Source organism: Enterococcus sp. AZ170, assembly GCF_050545135.1.
GTDB classification, from domain to species: domain Bacteria; phylum Bacillota; class Bacilli; order Lactobacillales; family Enterococcaceae; genus Enterococcus_L; species Enterococcus_L ureilyticus.
In genome coordinates this window covers 1,736,324-1,758,740 of record NZ_CP172947.1, presented here as the reverse complement: position 1 = coordinate 1,758,740, position 22,417 = coordinate 1,736,324, and the positions used below count along the sequence as shown (strand labels likewise).

General features: G+C 36.4%; 21 protein-coding genes and 1 other annotated feature. Of the genes, 17 read left to right on the top strand and 4 right to left on the bottom strand.

What is annotated here, in order from left to right:
* The first annotated feature begins 10 nt into the window (after nt 1-10).
* The 3 genes from IGJ55_RS08515 (at nt 11) to IGJ55_RS08505 (ending at nt 3,005) form a co-directional block, all read left to right on the top strand.
* The gene (locus IGJ55_RS08515) at nt 11-883 is read left to right on the top strand and encodes a CvfB family protein (protein WP_429949774.1); all 873 of its coding nucleotides are present in this window, start codon (nt 11-13) and stop codon (nt 881-883) included.
* Between the two features lie 121 nt (nt 884-1,004).
* Nucleotides 1,005-1,490 carry a Fur family transcriptional regulator gene (locus IGJ55_RS08510; RefSeq protein ID WP_069640681.1) on the top strand — a complete coding sequence of 162 codons (486 nt, stop codon included), beginning with the start codon at nt 1,005-1,007 and terminating at the stop codon, nt 1,488-1,490.
* A gap of 156 nt (nt 1,491-1,646) precedes the next feature.
* Nucleotides 1,647-1,889, top strand: a binding site (T-box leader).
* 87 nt (nt 1,890-1,976) lie between these two features.
* On the top strand, nt 1,977-3,005 hold the full coding sequence (locus IGJ55_RS08505; protein ID WP_069640680.1) for a 3-deoxy-7-phosphoheptulonate synthase: 1,029 nt from the start codon (nt 1,977-1,979) through the stop codon (nt 3,003-3,005).
* A 102-nt stretch (nt 3,006-3,107) separates the two neighbouring features.
* Here IGJ55_RS08505 and gap read toward each other — a convergent pair whose 3' ends face one another.
* On the bottom strand, nt 3,108-4,118 hold the full coding sequence (gap, locus tag IGJ55_RS08500; protein ID WP_069640679.1) for a type I glyceraldehyde-3-phosphate dehydrogenase: 1,011 nt from the start codon (nt 4,116-4,118) through the stop codon (nt 3,108-3,110).
* A gap of 585 nt (nt 4,119-4,703) precedes the next feature.
* Here gap and obgE point away from each other — a divergent pair.
* A complete protein-coding gene (gene obgE / locus IGJ55_RS08495; RefSeq protein WP_069640678.1) occupies nt 4,704-6,017 on the top strand; it encodes a GTPase ObgE in 1,314 nt (437 codons plus the stop codon).
* Between the two features lie 113 nt (nt 6,018-6,130).
* Here obgE and IGJ55_RS08490 read toward each other — a convergent pair whose 3' ends face one another.
* Nucleotides 6,131-6,574: an Lrp/AsnC family transcriptional regulator gene (locus tag IGJ55_RS08490; RefSeq protein WP_069641424.1), complete on the bottom strand. Its 444-nt coding sequence runs from the start codon at nt 6,572-6,574 to the stop codon at nt 6,131-6,133.
* 327 nt (nt 6,575-6,901) lie between these two features.
* Here IGJ55_RS08490 and IGJ55_RS08485 point away from each other — a divergent pair, with 327 nt between their 5' ends.
* From IGJ55_RS08485 to IGJ55_RS08425, 13 genes are all read left to right on the top strand, one after another.
* A complete protein-coding gene (locus IGJ55_RS08485) occupies nt 6,902-8,089 on the top strand; it encodes an MFS transporter (protein WP_430608097.1) in 1,188 nt (395 codons plus the stop codon).
* 74 nt (nt 8,090-8,163) lie between these two features.
* Nucleotides 8,164-9,435, top strand: coding sequence for a kynureninase (gene kynU, locus IGJ55_RS08480; protein WP_429949780.1), 1,272 nt, complete (start codon nt 8,164-8,166; stop codon nt 9,433-9,435).
* Nucleotides 9,436-9,712: 277 nt separating this feature from the next.
* Nucleotides 9,713-10,444 carry a polyphosphate polymerase domain-containing protein gene (locus tag IGJ55_RS08475; protein WP_429949782.1) on the top strand — a complete coding sequence of 244 codons (732 nt, stop codon included), beginning with the start codon at nt 9,713-9,715 and terminating at the stop codon, nt 10,442-10,444.
* Between the two features lie 53 nt (nt 10,445-10,497).
* A complete protein-coding gene (locus tag IGJ55_RS08470) occupies nt 10,498-11,175 on the top strand; it encodes a DUF4956 domain-containing protein (RefSeq protein WP_069641420.1) in 678 nt (225 codons plus the stop codon).
* A gap of 9 nt (nt 11,176-11,184) precedes the next feature.
* On the top strand, nt 11,185-13,035 hold the full coding sequence (locus IGJ55_RS08465) for a carbohydrate-binding domain-containing protein (protein ID WP_430608093.1): 1,851 nt from the start codon (nt 11,185-11,187) through the stop codon (nt 13,033-13,035).
* 69 nt (nt 13,036-13,104) lie between these two features.
* Complete coding sequence (locus IGJ55_RS08460; protein ID WP_069641419.1) at nt 13,105-13,668, top strand: DUF1269 domain-containing protein; 564 nt, start codon at nt 13,105-13,107, stop codon at nt 13,666-13,668.
* Between the two features lie 151 nt (nt 13,669-13,819).
* The gene (locus tag IGJ55_RS08455) at nt 13,820-14,503 is read left to right on the top strand and encodes a response regulator transcription factor (protein WP_069641418.1); all 684 of its coding nucleotides are present in this window, start codon (nt 13,820-13,822) and stop codon (nt 14,501-14,503) included.
* Nucleotides 14,504-14,506: 3 nt separating this feature from the next.
* Nucleotides 14,507-15,802, top strand: coding sequence for a sensor histidine kinase (locus IGJ55_RS08450; protein ID WP_069641417.1), 1,296 nt, complete (start codon nt 14,507-14,509; stop codon nt 15,800-15,802).
* Between the two features lie 68 nt (nt 15,803-15,870).
* Nucleotides 15,871-16,803, top strand: coding sequence for a ribonuclease Z (gene rnz, locus IGJ55_RS08445; RefSeq protein ID WP_069641416.1), 933 nt, complete (start codon nt 15,871-15,873; stop codon nt 16,801-16,803).
* 12 nt (nt 16,804-16,815) lie between these two features.
* Complete coding sequence (locus IGJ55_RS08440) at nt 16,816-17,616, top strand: SDR family NAD(P)-dependent oxidoreductase (RefSeq protein WP_069641415.1); 801 nt, start codon at nt 16,816-16,818, stop codon at nt 17,614-17,616.
* A gap of 21 nt (nt 17,617-17,637) precedes the next feature.
* Nucleotides 17,638-18,075, top strand: a complete 438-nt coding sequence (locus IGJ55_RS08435; protein ID WP_069641414.1) for a LapA family protein — start codon at nt 17,638-17,640, stop codon at nt 18,073-18,075.
* A gap of 321 nt (nt 18,076-18,396) precedes the next feature.
* Nucleotides 18,397-20,709 carry a single-stranded-DNA-specific exonuclease RecJ gene (gene recJ / locus IGJ55_RS08430; RefSeq protein WP_430608091.1) on the top strand — a complete coding sequence of 771 codons (2,313 nt, stop codon included), beginning with the start codon at nt 18,397-18,399 and terminating at the stop codon, nt 20,707-20,709.
* A 3-nt stretch (nt 20,710-20,712) separates the two neighbouring features.
* Nucleotides 20,713-21,225: an adenine phosphoribosyltransferase gene (locus IGJ55_RS08425; RefSeq protein WP_069641412.1), complete on the top strand. Its 513-nt coding sequence runs from the start codon at nt 20,713-20,715 to the stop codon at nt 21,223-21,225.
* 76 nt (nt 21,226-21,301) lie between these two features.
* On the opposite strand, the gene IGJ55_RS08420 is transcribed toward IGJ55_RS08425, so the two are convergent.
* Both IGJ55_RS08420 and trhA read right to left on the bottom strand, forming a co-directional pair.
* On the bottom strand, nt 21,302-21,502 hold the full coding sequence (locus IGJ55_RS08420; RefSeq protein ID WP_069641411.1) for a hypothetical protein: 201 nt from the start codon (nt 21,500-21,502) through the stop codon (nt 21,302-21,304).
* Between the two features lie 160 nt (nt 21,503-21,662).
* A complete protein-coding gene (gene trhA, locus IGJ55_RS08415) occupies nt 21,663-22,316 on the bottom strand; it encodes a PAQR family membrane homeostasis protein TrhA (protein WP_069641410.1) in 654 nt (217 codons plus the stop codon).
* Nucleotides 22,317-22,417: the final 101 nt, after the last annotated feature.

The window sequence follows — 22,417 nt, the reverse complement described above, 5'->3', positions numbered from 1 at the left end:
GGAGAATAGTATGAACGAACTATTAGCGAATATTTTTACAGCATTAGTGATCGATGAAAATGAGACCCATTACTTTTTACAAAAAAATGGGATTACTTTGCGTTTATCTAAGGAAGAAGGAACGCATGAAATTGGGGAAGCTGTAGAAGGCTTTGGTTATATGAACCAAAAACAAGAACCTGAAATGACAACAAATATTCCAACTGCTCGAGTCGGGCAATATGCGTTTGGAACAGTCACAGGCACTAGGCGCGATTTAGGTGCCTTTGTGGACATTGGATTAAAAGATAAGGATGTTGTTGTCTCTTTAGATGAACTGCCTGTAATGCGTGAATTATGGCCTAAAAAAGGCGACCAGCTGATGGTTTCCTTAAAAGTTGATAATAAGGAACGAATTTGGGGAGAACTAGCCGATGAGAAGATTTTTAAGGCGATGGCAAAACCAGGAACAGAAGAGCTGAAAAATGAAAATATCAGTGGTATCGTGTATCGCTTAAAGATGATCGGTTCATTTGTTTTGACCGATGACTTTTATATTGCATTTATTCACCCTTCAGAACGTTATCAAGAACCTCGATTAGGTGAACGCGTCAATGGTCGAGTGATTGGTGTACGTCCTGATGGTATTGTGAATATCTCTTTAAAACCTCGTGGCTACGAAGCAATTAGTGATGATGCTGCAATGATTTTGACATTCTTAGAACGCTCTGCTGAGCATAAGATTCCATTTACAGATAAATCAAATCCAGAAGAGATCAAACAAACTTTTGGGATCAGCAAAGCTCAATTCAAACGTGCAATCGGTAATTTATTGAAACAAGGAAAAATTATTCAAGAAGCAGGATTTACAATTTTAAAAGAAGAACAACAAGAAAAAGAATAGATCTTTCATTCTAATTGAGAATCACTTGCAAAAATATTCGAGTTATTTTATACTTATTATAATTTAGTGCTATAGAAATTCAAATCTAGATTAAAATAATTATAAATAAGGGGCTGCATTTATGGATTCTACTGCTGCTTTAAAAAAAACAAAACAACAATTGCATGAATCTGGTTTCAAACTAACGCCTCAACGAGAAGCAACTGTTTTGGTATTGCTTGAAAATGAGAAAGATCATTTATCAGCCGAAGAAATTTACTTTTTAGTAAAACAAAAAAGTCCAGAGATTGGTTTAGCAACTGTTTATCGTACACTTGAAATTTTAACTGACTTAAAAGTCGTTGACAAAGTAAGTTTTAATGATGGATTAGCTCGTTATGACTTGCGCAAAGAAGGAGCAAAACACTTCCATCACCATCTGTTATGTTTAGAATGTGGGAACATCGAAGAGGTGGAAGAAGATTTGCTAGGAGAAGTGGAAGAAGTGGTGGAGCAACGCTATCATTTTTTAGTAAAGGATCACCGTCTCACTTTTCATGGTATTTGCCAAGAGTGCCAACAAAAGAAAAAGAATCAATCAACTGACGAGGTGGCATCAGCGCTTTAAATCCTGGATAGTTCTATAATAAAATTACCTATGACATGATGCTGATCCAATTGAAGTGTCACTTAGATAAAAATCGTTAAACTTTTTCTCAGTGACTTTCTTTCTGAAAAAGATTGACAATTATGAAAGAATCTCTTACAATGACTTCAATAAACAATAAAAGTTTTGATAAGAACTAGTAAGATAGTACAGGTGAACAGAAAGTAGCCGGTTGTTGAGAGGCGCATGATCCTAAGCTATCCGAATTCCTCTTTGAACTTCACACCGAATCAAGTAGGCTGTGACGGCTAAGTGCACCCGTTATTGTGCCAGGGTATAATTTTGTACCTGATAAGTCAATGAGTGCAAACGAATTGTAAACAAAGGTGGTAACACGGATCGATCGGTCTCGTCCTTTTTCAGAAATGGAAAAGACGAGGCCTTTTTTATTTACTAGATCAGTCTTTTATTGTTTGAGTGTCAGATAAAATGAAGGGAAGTTATCGTATGAGTTTTAAAGCATTGAGTGAACCAATCAATTTTGAACAAGTAAAAGCACTATCTAAATTAACACCTGAACAAGAACAATTAAAAGCAATTAGAGATCAAGAATTAAAAGAAATCATTGAAGGAAAAAGTAAAAAAATCTTGCTAATAATTGGGCCTTGTTCTGCTCACAACGAAGAAGCTGTAATGGAGTATGTCACTCGACTCGCTAAATTACAAGAAAAAGTCCAAGATAAAATCTTTATGGTACCACGAATCTATACCAATAAACCAAGAACAAATGGCGACGGCTACAAAGGTTTATTACACCAACAAAATCCCGAAGGAAAAAGTAATCTGATCAAAGGAATCGCAGCAGTTCGTAGTTTGCATAACCGTGTTATTAGTGAAACTGGTTTAACAACTGCTGATGAAATGCTTTATCCTGAAAATTTAGAATTTGTACAAGATTTAGTGAGTTATATCGCTGTTGGTGCACGCTCTGTTGAGGATCAACAGCATCGTTTTGTCGCAAGCGGGATTGACCAACCAACAGGGTTGAAAAATCCGACCAGTGGGAATTTGAAGGTCTTATTTAATTCTTTGTATGCTGCACAACAGAAACAAGAATTTATTTTTAATGGTCTTGAAGTCGAATCAAGTTCAAATCCTTTAGCACACGTTGTATTAAGAGGTGGCTTAAATGAATATGGTGAGAATATTCCAAATTATCATTATGAAGATTTAGTAAAAGTAGTTGATCTTTATAAAGCGGGTAAGTATCAAAATCCTTTTATTGTCGTCGACACAAATCATGACAATTCTGGTAAAAAGCATACCGAACAAATCAGGATCGTCCAAGAAACCTTAATCAATCGGACTTGGAATACTGATATGAAAAATTGGGTGCGAGGATTTATGATCGAAAGTTTCCTTGAAAGCGGTCGTCAAGAAGCGGATGGGAAAATATTCGGCAAGTCGATTACCGATCCATGTTTAGGTTGGGAGGAGACAGAGGAATTAGTGAAATATATTGCGGAACATGCTTAATGACTTTAAATGAAGATTCAATATAAAACAAGCTTTTCACGAAGACCTGTACATTCGTGAAAAGCTTGTTGTGTTGTTCTTTAAATGTAAAAATGCCAGATATTACAAATTAGCAAATTTTTCCAGTAAACGAATCATTTGGCAGGTGAAACCATACTCATTGTCATACCATGCAACAGTTTTAACCAATTGATAATCCCCAGAAGTCGTAACTTCAGTTTGAGTTGGGTCAAAAATTGAGCCTTCTGTTGTGCCGATTACATCGCCAGAGACGATTTCACGATCGTCATAGCCGAATGAAGGATTATCAATGGTATGCTTTTTGATTGCTTCATTTACTTGATCTGCAGTAACCTTTGTTTTTAAAATCGATACCAATTCTGTTAAAGAGCCATCAACGACTGGCACTCGTTGCGCATGTCCTTGCAATTTTCCATTCAATTCAGGAATAACTAAGCCAATTGCCTTGGCAGCACCTGTTGAATGTGGAATCGTATTGTCTGCGGCTGAACGAGCAGCTCGTAAATTGCCGCCTTTAACTGGTCCATCTAATAACATTTGAGTAGAGGTGTAGGCATGAACGGTTGTCATGGTACCAACCTCGATACCGAATTCATTATTTAAGAAATAAGCCATAGGAGCTAAACAGTTTGTTGTACATGAGCCTGCAGAGATGATCTTATCTTCTGATGTTAACGTGTCATCGTTGACATTATAGACAATGGTTTTCATATCACCAGCTGGAGCTGAAATTACAACTCGCTTTGCTCCAGCATCGATATGCGCTTGAGCTTTAGCTTCTGACGTGTAAAAACCAGTACACTCTAAAACAATATCGACGCCATTTTCTTCGACCCATTTCAACTTACTTGCATCAGCTTCGGCATACACTTTAGTTTCTTGACCATCAACGACGATTGAATGATCTGTCGCGGTAACTTTTCCAGGATACGTACCATGTGTCGAGTCAAACTGTAATAATTGTGCCAACATGGTCGGGCTAGTCAAATCATTGATTGCGACAACTTCAATATCATCAGAGACTTCTTTGATGCGACGAAAAGCTAAACGACCAATCCGGCCAAATCCATTGATTCCTACTTTTACTGTCATACTAAATTTCCTCCTTAAATTAGATACATAATAAGCTTAATCAAGCTTATTGTTGGGTAATAAAAAATGAGCAGCATCATCGAATCGTTTGTTTAAAAAAACGATGAAATACGCTATACTTATAGCATGAACGCTTTTCAAACTTTTGTCAAAAATCTTGTCTTCTTATAAGTAATGGAGTCGGGGCTATGAATAGAGTTCAAATTGTAGAGGTACTTCAGACCAATTAACAAGTTATTGCAGAAGGAGAATCGTTTTATCAGCGAGTCAGTTACACGATATGAATCATTTAATGTAGTGATTTCTGTTTTTCATGATGACATGGATGATTGCTCGAGATAGCTAAGTAGTAGTGCTGTTGTCATAGCTCTAACGACTATCGATTCTCGTTCATAAAAACGAGTTTGGCTAGACAAATTCAGCTTTAACCTTTACAATAAGAAAGGCTTTCAATGAAATCGCAGTATTAAAAAGTGAAAGAGCAGTAAATAATGTAAACAAAAGCAATGATGAGATCGAATCGCTTCTTTTTATGTTTGGAAACGAAACACGTTAGTCATTGTCTTTAAGATAGGAGGACAAAAGATGTCCATGTTTTTAGATCAGGTAACAATCGATGTCAAAGCTGGTAAAGGCGGAGATGGAATGGTTGCCTTTCGTAGAGAAAAATATGTACCCGACGGCGGACCGGCCGGAGGAGATGGTGGTCAAGGAGGAGACGTGATTCTTGTTGTAGAAGAAGGATTACGTACATTGATGGATTTTCGTTTTAATCGTCATTTTAAAGCACAACCTGGTGAAAATGGGATGAGTAAAGGCATGCACGGCCGCGGCTCAGAAAATACCTTTGTAAAAGTTCCACCAGGTACAACCGTTCGGGATGCTGAAACAGGGACGCTGATCGGAGATTTGATTGAAAATGGTCAAACATTGACTGTAGCCAAAGGTGGACGCGGTGGACGCGGGAATATTCGTTTTGCTTCTGCTAAAAATCCAGCTCCTGAAATCGCAGAAAATGGCGAACCCGGTCAAGAAAGAAAAATTGAATTAGAATTAAAAGTGCTAGCTGATGTTGGTTTAGTTGGTTTCCCTTCTGTTGGAAAATCGACTTTACTATCTGTTATCTCTTCTGCTAGACCTAAAATTGGTGCCTATCATTTTACGACATTAGTTCCTAACCTTGGCATGGTATCAACTAGTGACGGACGAAGTTTTGCAGCAGCTGATTTACCTGGATTGATTGAAGGCGCATCTCAAGGTGTTGGACTTGGAACACAGTTTTTACGTCATATTGAGCGTACCAGAGTTATTTTACATGTGATTGATATGAGTGGGATGGAAGGCCGCGATCCTTATGAAGATTATCTTGCTATCAATAAGGAACTAGCATCTCATAACATGCGTTTAATGGAACGTCCCCAAATCATTGTAGCAAATAAAATGGACATGCCAGAAGCGGAAGAGAATTTAAAGAAATTTAAAGCGCAAATTGAAAAAGAACGGACTGATGAGTACGCAGATCATTTGCCGATTTTTCCAATTTCTGGTGTGTCGCGTAAAGGGATTGAACCATTACTTAATGCAACTGCCGATTTAATTGATGTAACACCAGAATTTCCATTATATGAGGAAGAAATAATAGAAGATACAGTTCATTATGGATTCCAACCAGAAGGACCAGAATTTACGATTGATCGAGATTCTGATGCAACTTGGATATTATCTGGAGAATCATTAGAAAAACTGTTCCAAATGACGAATTTTGAACACGATGAAAGTGTTATGCGTTTTGCTCGTCAATTACGCGGTATGGGTATCGATGAAGCTTTACGAGCTCGTGGAGCGAAAGATGGCGATATTGTTCGAATTGGTGAGTATGAATTTGAATTTGTTGATTAGATGAAGAATCATAAGAAAAGAGCTGATGTTATATCGGCTCTTTTTTTCAGCTTTAAAGTGATTATTTTCACAAATTAATGTGCTATTTAATTAAAGAAAGAAACTGTTATTTCTCAAAAGCCAATTAGATCAAGATTCAGTTGGTTATCTATCGCAGTTTCTAAAACAATTGAACTTTTAATGTTTGAAAATTGCATCCATTTTGCAAGTACATCTTTCATCTCAGTAGTATTACTCACTGTTGCTTTCACTAAATAATTAACCTCACCACTGACGATATATACTTCATTAACGTAAGGACTACTTCTCAATAAATTTAACGTTTTTTCGACGGGAAGTCTAACCTGGCTCAATTCAGTGAAAAAAGTAATATTCTCTTTGAACTGTTCGCTGGATATTTGAATCGTAAAATTTGTAATGATGCCTTTTTCAATTAATTTGTTGATTCGTTCCTTTACACTTGGGCGACTCAAATTGACTTTTTGAGACAATTCAACAATTGAAATTCGTGAATTTTCATGTAAGATTTCTAAAAGTTTACGGTCAGTTTTGTCCAATAGTCTACCTCCTTTATTTTCCACTTGAAACCATTTGATATGTTTATTATAGAGGATAAATGGATGGCTTTCCATAAAAAAATAGAGGTATTGACCGTTTTATCATTACAAAGTCAAAATGGCTAATTTAGAGAATGGCGTTTCATATTGTTAAAAAAAATGACATACTTTTTCTGAATCTTAAAGCGAATGCTTCCATTTGATTCATAATTTTATATACAAGTAACAAAAAAATTCGTTATCATTAATTTATCTCAAGAGGATTTAGTTATTTATTAGTGAATAGATGTTTTTTTATCTAAAAAGACTACCAAAGGAGCATTTTTTATGGTGAGAAACAGGTGGTTAAAGTTTTTATTGCTGTATGCAGGTGGTGTGCTTGTTTCTTTAAGTCAATTGAAATTAGTGCCGATCCAAAATGAATTGGGATCAGAATTAGGTGTAAGTCTATCGACAGTTTCGTTGTTAATGTCGATTTTTACAGTTTCCGGGATTTTTCTAGCTGTTCCAGGTGGCGCTTTAGTCACACGTTTTGGTCCCAAAAAATTACTAATCGGATTGATGGGCTGTTTAGCAATTGGGAATATCTGGGGGGCAATTTCAACTAGGTTTTGCTCATTGTTGCTTTCAAGAGCGCTCGAAGAGATTTCCTTTTCAATGATTATCATGGTGGGTATCGTCTTCATTCATTTTTGGTTTCAAGAAAGTAATAGCGGTATTCCCACAGGACTTTGGGGGACATTTTCTGCTTTAGGCTCAATGCTAGCGATGAACTTGTTTAAACCTCTCGTACAAGCCTATGGGTTACGTTCACTTTGGTTTCTTATTGCAGGTTTGTCAGTTCTTTTGTTGTGTTTGTTTTTCTTTCTATTAGATGAACCAAAGAATCAATCTATTGTTGAGCAAAAAAGAATGTCAGGCTCATTTAAAAAGGCGATAGAGAATAAATCGATTTGGTTGTTAGCTCTTGCTCAAGGTTGTATGGCTTTTATACTATTTGCTTTTATCAATCTTTATCCGCAGATATATAGGCAACAATATGGTTTATCAGAATCGTTAGCAAATAGCTACACTGGCTATTTTGGTCTATTTGGCATTCCTTTTGGTGCTTTAGCAGGCTATTTGATTGATAGAACCAAAAAAGGGCAGGTAATGATCTTTTGTTCTTTTCTGTTAATGTTAGCCGCAACCTTTTGGATGGGGTACTTGTCAAGTAACGTGACATTTATTATGCAACTCTTTGCACTTTCGGCGGGAGCTAGTTTGTCTTCTTCCTGTGTGATGATTTTGGCCCCAAAAGTGGTAAAACAAGACCGCTTGATTGGAGCAAGCGTTTCTTTTATCAACTTGTTTTATTATGTTGGCATTTTTGTCGGAACACCGATTGTTACAAAACTAAGTGAAGGAGATCAATCATGGCAAAATAGTACCTATTTACTTAGTGGTATTGGTGTCATTGCATTATTAGCAGTAGTTGGATTTGTTAAATTGAATAATGAAAATGTTTTATCGTAATTAAATTATTCACGAAAGAGTAGCATGTTTTTAGATATGCTTCTTTTAAATAAAAACTTGGAAGGTGACAAATAATGGAAAGAGTATTTCAGACAGATCATGCGTTTGCAACGGAAATGGATAAGAAAGATCCGCTTAGAAGCATCAGAGATCGTTTTTATGTTCAGCCAGGTGAAATCTATATGGACGGTAATTCACTAGGCTTGGCTTCTAAAGACGCTGAAGAAGCCTTACTTAACATGATGAACATTTGGAAAAAAGAAGGCATTAAATTATGGGATGGATTGTTCCATTATGCTGGTAAATTAGGTGAAATGTCAGCACCGTTGATCAATGCGTATCCCGAAGAAGTAGTGATCACAGGTAGCACAACGATCAATATTCATCAATGTATCAGTACATTATACAAACCTACAAAAGAGCGGTACAAAATTTTAGTTGATGATTTAAATTTCCCTACAGATCGTTATGCTATCGATAGCCAAGTAAAATTGCGAGGATTTGATCCCAAAGACGCTGTAAAAGTGGTGGAAAGTGCGGATGGACGCTTGATTGATGAATCCGCAGTGATTGAAGCGATGACTGATGATGTAGCGATCATTCTTTTGCCAACGGTCTTATATCGTAGTTCTCAACTATTGGATATGAAACGAGTGACGGATGCTGCTCATCAAAGAGGAATTCTAATTGGTTGGGACTTATGCCATGCTATAGGCGCAATACCGATGGATTTTAAAGAGATTGATCCTGATTTTGCTGTCTGGTGTACGTACAAATATTTATCAGCAGGACCAGGCTCAATAGCTGGTCTTTACATGAATCAGAAACATTTCAAAGAAATACCAGGATTAGCAGGTTGGTGGGGGAACAAGGATGATACTCAATTTGAGTTGAACCATCAATTTGACCATCAAAGAGATGCAAGCGGCTGGCAAATTGGCTCCCCAAGTTTCTTGGCAATGGCTCCACTGGAAGGAACTTTAACAATCTTTAATGAAGTTGGGATGGATAAAATTCGTAATAAATCGTTATCTATTACAGCGTACCTCATGTATTTGATTGATGAAAAACTTGCCAAATATGGCTACGCAGTAGGAAACCCACGAGAAGATAATAGACGTGGTGGTCATGTTTGTTTGGAACACGAAGAAGCATATAGAATTTGTAAAGCACTAAAACAAGCAAATATCATCCCAGATTTTCGAGAACCGAATGTGATTCGCTTAGCTCCAATTGCTTTATATAACACTTATCAAGAAGTGTACACATTAGTAGAAACATTAGAAGATATTGCTTTAAATAAAAAATATGAAAATTTCAGTAATGAGCGGACACTAGTCGTTTAAGCTACTTAAAGAACTTCAATTGTCACCTTTACAAATAGGACAATTTCCTACACTATTACGATCGCTATTGGAATCAACACATATAAAAAGCACATAAGGATGAAGGCAGTCACAAAAGATCAAAACAAACTATATACACCTGTTTCCAAATCATTTAATTAAGAAATAGACGATTAAATCATTTTATTGCTGTAAATGCAATAAAATGATTTTTTTTACTTTAAGCTTCATTTATGTTTGTTCTTATACAATGAATTTAGTTAAAGGAGGAATTACAATGGTTAAACTAAAAAATAGTTTTCACAGAAAAGAAAAAAAATATATATTGACGAATAGAATATATCAGCAATTAAGAGAAAAAATAGATCCTTATCTGCAAGAAGATGAGCACGGGCTACATACGATAATTTCAATTTATTTCGACACGGAAGACTATCAAATGATTCGTAACTCTATAACAAAACCAGTTTACAAAGAAAAGTTTAGAATTAGAAGTTACGGGATTCCAAAAGAAGAATCCACTGTTTTTCTTGAAATAAAAAAGAAAATCAGTGGTGTTGTTTATAAAAGAAGAGTAGCACTAACATATGAAGCGGCTCAAAATTACGTTCAAAAACCATATTCATTTAAATTGCAAACAGCTAAAGAACAACAAATCAAGCAGGAAATCGATTGGTTGTTTGCACGAAAAAGATTAAAACCAAAAGTAATGATTGCGTATGATAGGCGGGCCTTATTTGATTTAGAGAATGAAGATTTTCGAATCACGTTTGATTTTAATATCCGTTATCGACAAGATAGATTGACTTGTACAATAGATGATCAAGGAGAACGAGTAGCACCAGAAATCGATATTTTAATGGAAGTCAAAGCAATGGGCGCTTATCCATTATGGTTTTCAGAAATGTTAGCAGCACTAGAAATTTATCCGGTCTCTTTTTCAAAATATGCGCAAACTTATCAACGTTACTTATTTGAGCCCCATTCTAATTGGAAGAATTTTGGGTAAAGAGAAGAAATTGAACTATTTAATGTTTTTTTATATTAAGGAGGATTTTCAATATGTTGTCTAGTCTTTTAGTAGAAAGTTCAGTTGAAGTATCGTTCAAGGAACTTTTGATTTGTATTATGACTTCGGTTTTATTAGGTCTTTTAGTTGCTTGTGTTCATATGTATCGAAATGTTTATAGTAAAAATTTTGTGATCACATTAGCTGTCTTACCTGTCTTGGTTCAATTAGTCATCATGTTAGTTAATGGGAATTTAGGTACGGGTGTTGCCGTTTTAGGTGCCTTTAGTTTAATCAGATTTCGTTCAGTAGCCGGAGGAGCTAGAGAAATCACTAGTATCTTTTGGTCGATGGGAATTGGGTTGGCCACAGGTATGGGCTATGTTGGCTATGTCACACTATTTTCTTTAATCATTGCTTTATTTTTATTGATTTTAAACACAGTTCATTTTGGTGAAAAGCAAAAGGTGACAGAACGGGAAATAAAAATCACGATCCCAGAAGATTTAGATTATCCAGGATTATTTGATGACCTATTTCAAGAGTATACCTATTCTGCAACTCTAGACTCAGTCAAAACAACGAATATGGGCAGTCTTTATGAATTGCGTTATCGTATTACATTAAAAGATAGTCAAACAGAAAAAGAGTTGATGGATGCCATGCGCATAAGGAATGGAAATTTAACAATTATTTCAGGTAAGGTAGCCACAAATAGAGAAGAATTGTAGGTGAATAACATGAAAAAAGCGAAATTAGGTTTAACAGTCTTAACAATGCTCGTCTTTTTATTATCGGGCTGCACGAAAGAAGATCCAAATACAAACACGTTATCTTCAAAAAATTCAGAAGACGTTATTACTGTCGAAGATGCAAAAAAATCTACTGAAAATAAGTATGGTACTTATGATGAGGAAGACTTTGATGAAAGTTATGATGAAAGCTCCGCAACAAAAATTGAGTTAAAAAAGACGAGTGCAGAAATTGATGGTTCTGGCGCTTCAGAAAAAGATAACATCATCTCCATTACCGCAGGTGGTACCTATATTATTTCTGGAACGTATGATGGGCAAATAAAAATCAGTGCCAATAATGAACAGGTTCATCTAGTTTTAAATGAAGTGTCACTAACAAATGCCTCATCCTCTGCAATTTATGTAGAACAAGCAAAAAAAGTAATTACAACTTTAGCAGATGGCTCTAAAAATACGCTTATTGATAGTAGCAATTACACCTTTGCTTCTGCTGATGAAACGGAACCCGATGCAATTTTTTTCAGTAAAGATGACCTAGTCATCAATGGGAAAGGTACGCTAGACGTGACGGGCTCTTATGATAATGGTATTCGTAGTAAAGACGACTTAGTTATTACGAATGGCACCATTAACGTTACGGCTAAGAATAACGCGATCAAAGGTAAGGATTCGATTTCTATTGCAGGTGGTACTTTTTCCTTAAAAACAACAGAAGGTGACGCAATCCAAGCGAATAACAGCACTGATGCAGATAAAGGTTGGATTGCAATCGATGGTGGAAAATTTAACATTCAATCAGGAAATGATGGTATTCAAGCTGAAACGAACCTATCCATTTCGACTGCTAATATTACCGTTCAGACAGCTAATGGTTATGACGACCACACAATTGATACCACAGCTAGCTATAAAGGGCTCAAGGCTTCTGGAAACATCATTATTGATGATGGAAACTTTGATTTTAATGCCGCTGATGATACTATTCATTCGAATGCTACAGTAACCATCAATAATGGTCGTTTCTCTTTAGCAAGTGGGGATGATGGCATACATGCTGATACTGATTTAGTAATTAATAATGGTACGATAGCAATCAGCAACTCGTATGAAGGATTGGAAGGGGCTTCGGTTACCATTAACAATGGTACGATCTCTCTTTTGGCTTCGGATGATGGAATCAACGCTGCTGGGGGTAGTTCTGGTGAGTCAGAACAAGCAGGACAATTTGGTACAGATGCATTTGGTGAACCTGGCGGTGATGGAGATAGCACCAATTTCATCGAAATCAATGGTGGAAATATCTTTGTCAATGCAGATGGCGATGGCATTGACAGCAATGGGGATGTCCGGATGACGTCAGGTACACTAATAGTCAATGGACCGACCGATAATGGAAATGCGGCCCTAGATTATGATGGAACCTTTACTATGGATGGTGGTATGTTAGTCTCTAGTGGCAGTTCGGGGATGGCGATGGCTAGTAGTGACTCTTCTGCACAAGCTACATTAAGTCTTTACTTTGATGATACGAAAGCAGCAGGGACATTGATCAATTTAAAAAATGAATCGGGCAAAACAATTGCTTCAGTTGCACCTGAAAAGGCGTTTTCTCATATTGCCATTAGCTCACCTGACTTAAAAGTAGGGGAGACAATTACCTTATCAATCAATGGCAAAGATTCAGGCACTGTTAAAAACGGTTTATACAACAATAGCAACTACTCTAGTGGAACTGAATTGGCAAAAATTACACTGGAAAATGTAATGACTTCAGTTGATCAATCAGGCGCAAAAGTCAGTGGCGGACAAATGGGGGGGGGACAACCACCGAGGTAATTGATTTTTATTGCTTTAACAGCTGGTTTATTGATAGAATAAGAGTATCAAATAGAACGAGGTGGTTATATGTCTAAACGAGTTATTATTATGCACTTTGAAGTAGAAAGTCAAGCTTACCAAGCATTTTCAGAAATAAAGAAATTGTACGTAGAGAAAAAAATCAAAGGGGAACAAATGGCTGTTGTGACCCATATTAATGATGGCGTTCATCAATTCAAAATTGACGATTTCCTAGATTTCACAGGTAATGATCACACATCCAAAAATAGTATGATCGGAATGTTGATTGGTATTTTAGGAGGTCCTTTAGGAATTTTACTTGGTTGGTTTGCAGGAAGCTTATTCGGTGCTTCTCAAGATGCTAAAGAAATTCAAGGTGCTCAAACAGTCTTCGAACATGTGACGAAACAAATCGGTGAAGGGGAGACTGGCTTGATCTTAATCGCAGACGAAGATGACAATCGTCCGTTAAATCAGTTGATCATGAATGAACTAGGTGGAGAAATTACTCGTCTAGATTTTGAAGATGTGGAAAAAGAAATCACAGATGCCAAAGCTGTAGAAAAAGAAACAAAAGATTCTGCTGAAAAATCATGGCAAGATAAAAAACAAAACGCAAACGAGAATTAATTGCTATTTATTAGTAAAGTGAGCAGATCAAGGTGAAGACTGAAATTGTCTTTACCTTGACCGAATCATAAGACTAAGGGCTAAACTAGAAGACGTGAACAAGAGATTCTTTCTCGTCGTCTTCTTTTTTGATTATAAGGATGTGAAATAAATGTTGAAAATACTACTTGTTGAAGACGATGAAATTTTATCAGACAGTATTTTAGAAATTTTGTCAGAAGTAGGGGAAATCGTTCAAGTTTATGATGGAGAAGAAGCGCTATACGAAGCAGAACGAGGAATTTATGATCTAGTAGTGCTAGACTTAATGTTGCCATTAATGACAGGTGAACAAGTTTTAAGTGCATTGAGACAAAAGAATATCTACACGCCTGTTTTAATTTTGACTGCTAAAGATGGGCTAGAGGATAAAGTTAACGGGTTTAAAAATGGTGGAGATGACTATTTGACGAAGCCGTTTCATAGAGAAGAATTATTACTACGTGTTCAGGCGCTAGCGCGACGAGCACTTGGTATGAATGGAAACAATGAATTAGTCGTCAATGAGCTCCGTTTGGACCTTGATAATCGTCACGCAAGCTACAAAGGAAATGAGTTAACTCTGCAAGGAAAAGAATTTGATCTACTACATTACCTCATGCAAAATCAAGGACGGATCATCACAAAAGATCAATTATTTGACCGCATTTGGGGATTTCAATCAGATACAACGTTAACCGTTGTGGAAGTTTATATGAGCAACTTGCGAAAGAATTTAAAACCATTTGGTCTTGATCGCTGGATTAGAACTTTACGTAATGTAGGGTATCTTTTTGAAGCATCAGAAGGAGAGTGATTCATGAATAAGCAACTAAGTAAAAAACAAAGAGTCCATTACTTCATGATCAACCTGATTTCATTCGCAAGTATTTTCCTAGTCTTAGGGCTAATTGTGTTTCAATTAGTCCAAACGTCGATTTATCAATCGGTCGATAACGATCTGCAACGTTTAGCTAATGATCAAAAATTTTTACAACATCAGCTTTTGCAAACGGAAAGACTGCAAGGGAAATCCCCCCAGCTCAGTAAATTTGACACACCACCGCCCAATAACTTCCAGCAACAAGTAATTCTTTGGTCTAAAGATGGTGAAATCGTTAATGAATCTGAATTAGGTTCTCGTTTTTATGATTTTCAGAATTTAAAATTATCGACGGATCAGTTACATAAAGTTACCAGCGTTCAAACGAAAGATAGTAATGATCGTTCACTGCAATTTCATTCGATTACAATACCGATAGAAAATCAGGACCAAATAGCTTATATCCAATTACTGGTAAACACGGATCCCATCAAAGGGACGGTTGAACGTTTTAAGCAAATCCTAATTATTTGTATGGTTGTTTTTGGGCTGTTATCCATCGGATTAAGTTATTTTCTTTCTAAATGGTTTATGAAACCCATTTTGATCTCTTGGAAGAAACAACAAGAATTCGTAGAAAATGCTTCTCACGAATTAAGAACACCATTGACGATTATCCAAGCTAAATTAGAAAAGTTGTTTACAAACCCCAATCATACCATTTTAGAAGAATCAGAGACGATTGCTTTATCGTTAGATGAAGTTCAACGTCTAAGCCAATTAACGAGCGATTTGTTATTATTAGCACGCTCAGATTCGAATGCCTTGACCCTAGAAAAAACACCAGTAAAGATCAATTGCTTTTTAAATAATGTACTATTGCCATATCAAGAACTAGCGCTAGCAGAAGATAAAGCGTTTATGATCGATCTAGGTGAGGACCAACAAGTTGTTTTCGATAAAAAAAGAATTCATCAATTACTGATCATTTTGTTAGATAATGCATTAAAATATACTAAGTCTGGAGAAAAAATTGTTGTTTTTTCCAGCGTTAAAAATAATGAATGGTTGATCAAAATCAGCGATACGGGTATTGGCATTCTCGATGAAAAAAAGACAGCAGTGTTTGAACGTTTTTATCGTGGCGAAAGTTCTAGAAACCGTAAAACAGGCGGGTATGGCATTGGGTTGGCAATTGCTAAATGGATTGTTGAGGAACATCAGGGGAAAATTGAATTAACGGATACCACACCTAAAGGAACGACCGTTATTTTGCATTTTCCTGTAAAATAAATATTATTTGCTAAAGTGGGAACTTTCTTCTAAAATATAGAAGAAGTTTAAAGAAAGTTAGGTAGCCCATGGAATTACAATTTTTAGGTACAGGAGCTGGCGTTCCAGCAAAACATCGTAACGTAAGTAGTATCGCACTAAAATTATTAGATGAAAGAAATGCCGTTTGGTTGTTTGATTGTGGCGAAGGCACACAATTACAAATTCTAAAAAGTACGATTCGCCCAAGAAAAATCGAAAAAATATTCATTACCCATTTGCACGGAGATCACATTTTTGGACTTCCAGGTTTATTGAGCAGTCGTTCTTTTCAAGGCGGAAATGAAAAACTAGAAATTTATGGACCAGTCGGCATTGCAGAATATGTTCGAACGGCGTTGAAAGTTTCGCAAACACGACTTTCATATGAGCTGAAGTTTATTGAAATCACAAAAGAAGGAACGATATTTTCTGATAAACAATTTACAGTTACTTGCTCTCGCTTAGATCACGGCATTGAGAGCTTTGGTTATCGGATCATTGAAGCGGATCATGAAGGCGAGTTGCAAGTAGAAAAACTGACTGCCTTAAATATTCCTTCAGGTCCAATTTACGGAAAAATCAAACGTGGTGAATCTGTGGAGTTACCAGATGGACGGATAATCAATGGTCAAGATTTTGTCGGTGAAAAAAAACTTGGACGGATTGTGACGATTTTAGGCGATACGAGAAAATCCAATAACAGCGTCTCACTTGCGGAAGATGCCGATATTTTGGTTCATGAAAGTACATTCAACAAAGACGAAGCAAAAATGGCAAAAGCATATTATCATTCCACTAGTCACCAAGCAGCGCAAGTTGCATTAAATGCAAATGCCAAAAAGCTTATACTAACTCATATCAGCGCTCGTTATTTAACTGGGGATATTATTCAATTGGAAAATGAAGCGAAAGAAATTTTCCCAAACACAAAAATTGTGAAAGACATGGAAATTGTCGAAATACCATTTAGAGCTGAGTAAGGGGGCAACAAAATGTATACTGGACAAGATTTAACGGATAAAGTAGTGGTTGTAACAGGCGGTTCTGCTGGCTTAGGTGAACAAATTTGTTATGAGGCCGCTAAAAAAGGCGCAATCGTTGTCGTTTGTGCTAGACGAATCAATTTGATCGGAAAGGTGAAAGAAGCGTGTGAAGCTTTAAGTGGAAAAGATGCATTTTCTTTTCAATTAGATATTGCAGATCCTGAAAATGTGGAAACTGTTTTCGAAAAGATCAAGGCAGAAGTTGGGCCAATTGATGTATTAGTTAACAATGCTGGGTTTGGTATTTTTGAGAATTTTATGGATATTGATTTAGCTATTGCTAGAAATATGTTTGAAGTGAACGTTTTAGGTATGATGGTCTTTACACAAAAAGTCGCAATACAAATGGCGGAACGTGGAATAGGGCACATCATCAATGTAGCTTCGATGGCAGGAAAAATGGCTACAGCAAAATCAACTGTTTATTCCGCAACCAAATTTGCTGTTTTAGGTTTCTCAAATGCCTTACGTTTAGAATTAAAACCTTTAGGAATTTCTGTTACAACTGTTAATCCTGGACCGATTCAAACGGAATTCTTTGACAAAGCTGATCCATCAGGGGATTATTTAGCATCTGTAGATGTATTTGTGTTAGAACCTAATAAACTTGCCAAAGAAATCGTATATGTGATGGGTACTCATAAACGTGAGATCAATCGTCCACGAATCATGGAAGGTGCTTCTCGTTTATACACGCTGTTTCCACATATAGGAGATCTTTTAGCTGGTGGTATTTTGAATAAAAAATAATTTAACTTTGGAGGAAAAAACATGAAAAATCAGTGGCGTGTGTTTATAGGGCTTTTGTTGGTCCTGATTGTGGTCATTTTCGCAGTGTTGAATAACCAGACAGTTCCAGTCAGTTTTGGTTTTACAAAAATTTCAGGTCCATTGATTCTGATTATTCTGGGCTCTGCAATTGTTGGGGCTTTGATTGGCTTACTGACCTCAACAACAACTATGTGGAAACAAAAAAAACAAGTGAAAGAATTAAACAAAGAACTCGAAGTTTATAAAAACGATGCCGATACCTTAGCAAAAGAAGAAGTGGAAAAAGTTAAACGTGCATATGAAAATCAATTAGCTGAACTGCAGGCTAAATATGATGAAGTAGCGGCTCAAATACCTATTGAACCTGTTGTAGAAACTGAACCTGTCGGGAGTCGTATCGATCATTTTACTAAACCAAGAAATAATGAAGAAGTATAACTAAAAAGTGGAAATAGCCAGGCTCTTCGAACCCAAGGTTGGGACAGAAGTGTTTAACCCCGGAAAATAAGCTGGAATTCACGAAAATTATTTTTCAAATTTTTGTGAATTTCAGTTTGTTTCCAAATGATCTGCTTCTGCTCACACCGTTTATTCGGATTCCTTGAGGCTGAGATGTAACTCATAGAGTTATGTCTCAGCCTCGGATTTTGATCCGATTGTTCAAATCCAAACAAAGACTTTTCATTTACAACTCTTTTAAGATACTTTCTTTAGTTTTCTCATTCTATTTGCTATAATTACTTGGTTAGGAGTGACGTCGTGAAAAAAGCAAAATATACATGGCAATTGCGTGAAAAAACAGAGTTGCCTGAAGAATTTTCAACTATACTAACGCAAGAACAAATAAATCCATTGCTAGGCCAACTATTATGGCATCGCAATATCCAATCAACAGAGGCCTTAGAAACATTTTTACGTCCAACCGTAGAAAATCTTTATGACCCTTTTTTACTGTATGATATGGAAAAGACCATAACAAGAATTCAAGATGCCGTAGCGCAAGGCGAAAAAATCTTGATTTACGGTGACTATGATGCTGATGGCATTACGAGTACAACTGTGATGAAAGAAGCAATCGAGTTGATTGGTGGAGAAGTAGACTACTTTTTACCTAACCGCTTTATTCATGGTTATGGTCCAAATTTAGCGGTGTTTAAAGAGCAGATCGAAAAAGGGGTTCAATTGATTGTCACAGTAGATAATGGTGTAGCAGGTCATGAAGCTATTAATTATGCGATGGAACAAGGCATTGATGTCATAGTTACAGATCATCATGAATTACCGCCAGAACTACCAAACGCGTTTTCGATCATTCATCCAAAACATCCCAAAGGACACTATCCTTTTGGGGAATTGGCAGGCGTTGGCGTAGCCTTTAAAGTCGCAACTGCTTTATTGGGAGAACTACCTGCTGAATTTCTTGATTTAGTTGCGATTGGAACCATTGCGGATCTAGTTTCATTGACAGATGAAAATCGAGTCCTTGTAAAAATGGGATTGGAGATGATTCGAACTGGTGAAAGAATCGGATTGGATATTTTGATTCATTTATCTGAGTTGAAAAAAGAAGCGATTAGTGAAGAGAATATTGGTTTTACGATTGCACCACGCTTAAATGCTTTAGGTAGATTAGGCGATGCCGCTCCAGGTGTTGAATTAATGACAACATTTGATGAAGAAGAAGCGGAACGAATCGCAACATTCATCAATAGTCAAAATGATGAGCGGAAAGAGATTGTTGCAACAATTACTAAAGAAGCGTTCGAATTGATTGATCCGATTGATCAAATCCACATTGTCGCAAAACAAGGATGGCCTGAAGGGGTTCTTGGAATCGTAGCTGGAAGAATCATGCAAGATACTGGAAAACCAACGATCGTATTGACGATTGATGAAAAAAATGAATCAGCTAAAGGGTCTGGACGCAGTGTTTCAGCTTTGAATTTATTCAATGCGTTAAGTGAAATTCGTGAAGAATTTATTCATTTTGGCGGTCATCATATGGCGGCAGGGATGACACTCCCTGTAGCAAATCTTGATACAGTGAAGAAACATCTAGCAAATTATCTAGAAATAAACCAAATCGACTTATCCCAAGGACAAGAATTACTCGTTGATGAGTCACTGAACGTCGATGAAGCAACACTAACGTTTATTCAACAACTAAAAATTCTTGCTCCCTTTGGAACAGATAATCCAGTACCCAATTTTCTATTTGAAAATGTGTCTATCGAACAGAGTCGGCAAATTGGCGCAGATAAAAGTCATCTTAAATTTCAATTAAGTCAAGGCAGTACTAGATTAGATGCTATTGCTTTTCAAATGGGCAATCAAGTAGACGAGTTTGGTCAAGGGACGACGAATCTTGTTGGTCAGTTGTCGATCAACGAATGGAATGGAAACAAGAAGCCACAGCTAATGGTCACTGATTTTTCAGTTGATGGGGTTCAGCTGTTTGACCTTAGAGGGAAAAATGGCCGCCAAAAAGAAATACCTGTTTCAAATACATTATATGTTTACTTCAATTCTGAGAGCAAAAAATTGATCGATGATCCGGCTAGTCAGCAATTGCTTGTCAGCCAAGCTGATGAGGCTATAGCAATGATCAAGAGTACTAATCCTCAGCAACTTGTCTTTGTGGATTGTCCTGATGATCTTAATGTATTAAAACAAATTACGCAAGGTGGTAAAATAGAGCGTGTTTATCTGATGGCAATTTCCCAAGAAGAAGCTTATTTGAATGGAACAGGAACAAGAGAACAATATGCACAATTATACAAATTCGTCAGACAACAAGAGCAAGTTGATGTTCGTTATAAGCTGAATGTGGTGGCACAGCATCTCAAGATACAAGAAAAATTATTAATATTTATGATTCAGGTGTTTTTTGATCTAGGATTTGTTACAATAGAAAACGGTGTTTTAAGAAAAGTTGAGAGTCCTGAAAATCATCCTTTGACGGAAAGCAAGGTCTATCAAACTCGCTTAAAAAGAATCAAAACAGAAGAGTTTTTGTTATACAGCGATCGTGAGACATTACAACAATGGCTGTGGCAAGAGGAGGAAGTATAAAAGATGGATTTAAAAAATTATATTGCTAGTATTCCAGATTATCCAGAAAAAGGCGTTATTTTCAGAGATATATCGCCGTTGATGGCCAATGGTGAAGCCTATCGTGAAGCAACAAAACAAATTGTAGATTACGCAAAAGAAAAAAGAATCGATATGGTTGTAGGACCAGAAGCACGCGGATTTATTGTTGGATGTCCAGTTGCATATGAATTAGGTGTTGGTTTTGCGCCAGTCCGCAAAAAGGGAAAGCTCCCTCGTGAAACGATTGAAGTAACATATGACTTAGAATACGGAACAGATACATTAACGTTGCACAAAGATGCAATTCAACCAGGTCAACGTGTCTTGATTTGTGATGATTTATTAGCAACAGGTGGTACGATTAAAGCGACTATCGAACTGATTGAGTCATTGGGCGGGATTGTCGTAGGATGTGCTTTCTTGATTGAATTGATGGATTTACATGGTCGGGATAAAATTACTGATTATGAAATCGTGACTTTGATGGAATATTAAAAAATGATCTTTACTTTAGAGTCATCTAAAGTAAAGATCATTTTTAGTTAGTTAAGGAAAATATATAAGATTCAATCTAAGGGTACTTACGATATACATAATGTTGATGTTCATTTTTTTTTCGTGTATGAGAGTATCTTTTTTCATCCCACAACATAAACCATATAATAAACAGAGGGCTGACAATAAGTAAAGCGGATCGTAATCCTAATGTTCCTAAGAAAATACCAATAATCAATACAACAAATAATAACCCACCACGACGAACTGCTTTCATTCTTGATCACCTCATAATTTTTATCGAACAAACGTTTGTATAGTTATTATACGAATGTTTGTTCGGTTTGTAAAGAGATAAATACAAAAAAAGTCCTTCTTTTTTGATGAATCAAAAAGAAGGACTAAAAACCCTTTAGAATAAAGAATTACTCATCGAGCTAAGTATAAAATAAAATTGAAAAGAACATGAACCCCGCACCCAGCATAACGAACAAATGCCAAACTACGTGCATAAAGCGAACACTTTTTAAACTATAAAATGCAGCCCCTAACGTATAGGAGACCCCACCTGCAACTAGTAAGGCAATACCGATAGGCCCCAAAGAATCATATAAAGGTTTCGCAGCAATCACACAAAGCCAACCCATGATAATATAAATAACCGTTGAAACATTTTTTACTGTTTCTTGCTTATGTAGTGTTAATGATTTATACACCACACCACTAATTGCCATGACCCAAATAAGAACAAACAGTAACCAGCCAAGCCAACCTTTGATGCTTAATAAGCAAAATGGAGTGTAACTTCCAGCAATCAATAAGAAAATCGAACTATGATCAAAAACTTGAAAAACCTTCTTAGCCTTAGTAAAAATCAAACTATGAAATAAGGTAGAAGACAAAAACAAGAGAATCAAAGTTGATCCATAAATCGCATAAGAAACGACATGAACAGCAGAACCAAGGCGGGCACCTTTGACAAGCAAGATTACTAATCCTGCAATACTTAAGCCAGCACCGATCCCATGTGTCACTGCATTGAGCACCTCATTTACAATCATATATTTTCTCGAGAATTTTGCTTTTTCCAAGAAATCAACTTCCTTCATTTTAATTTGGTGAAAAATAATTCTTTGTCTGTTATAATAAAAATAGACATTTAAGCCTCAAAAGTATTTTACCACGAATTGAG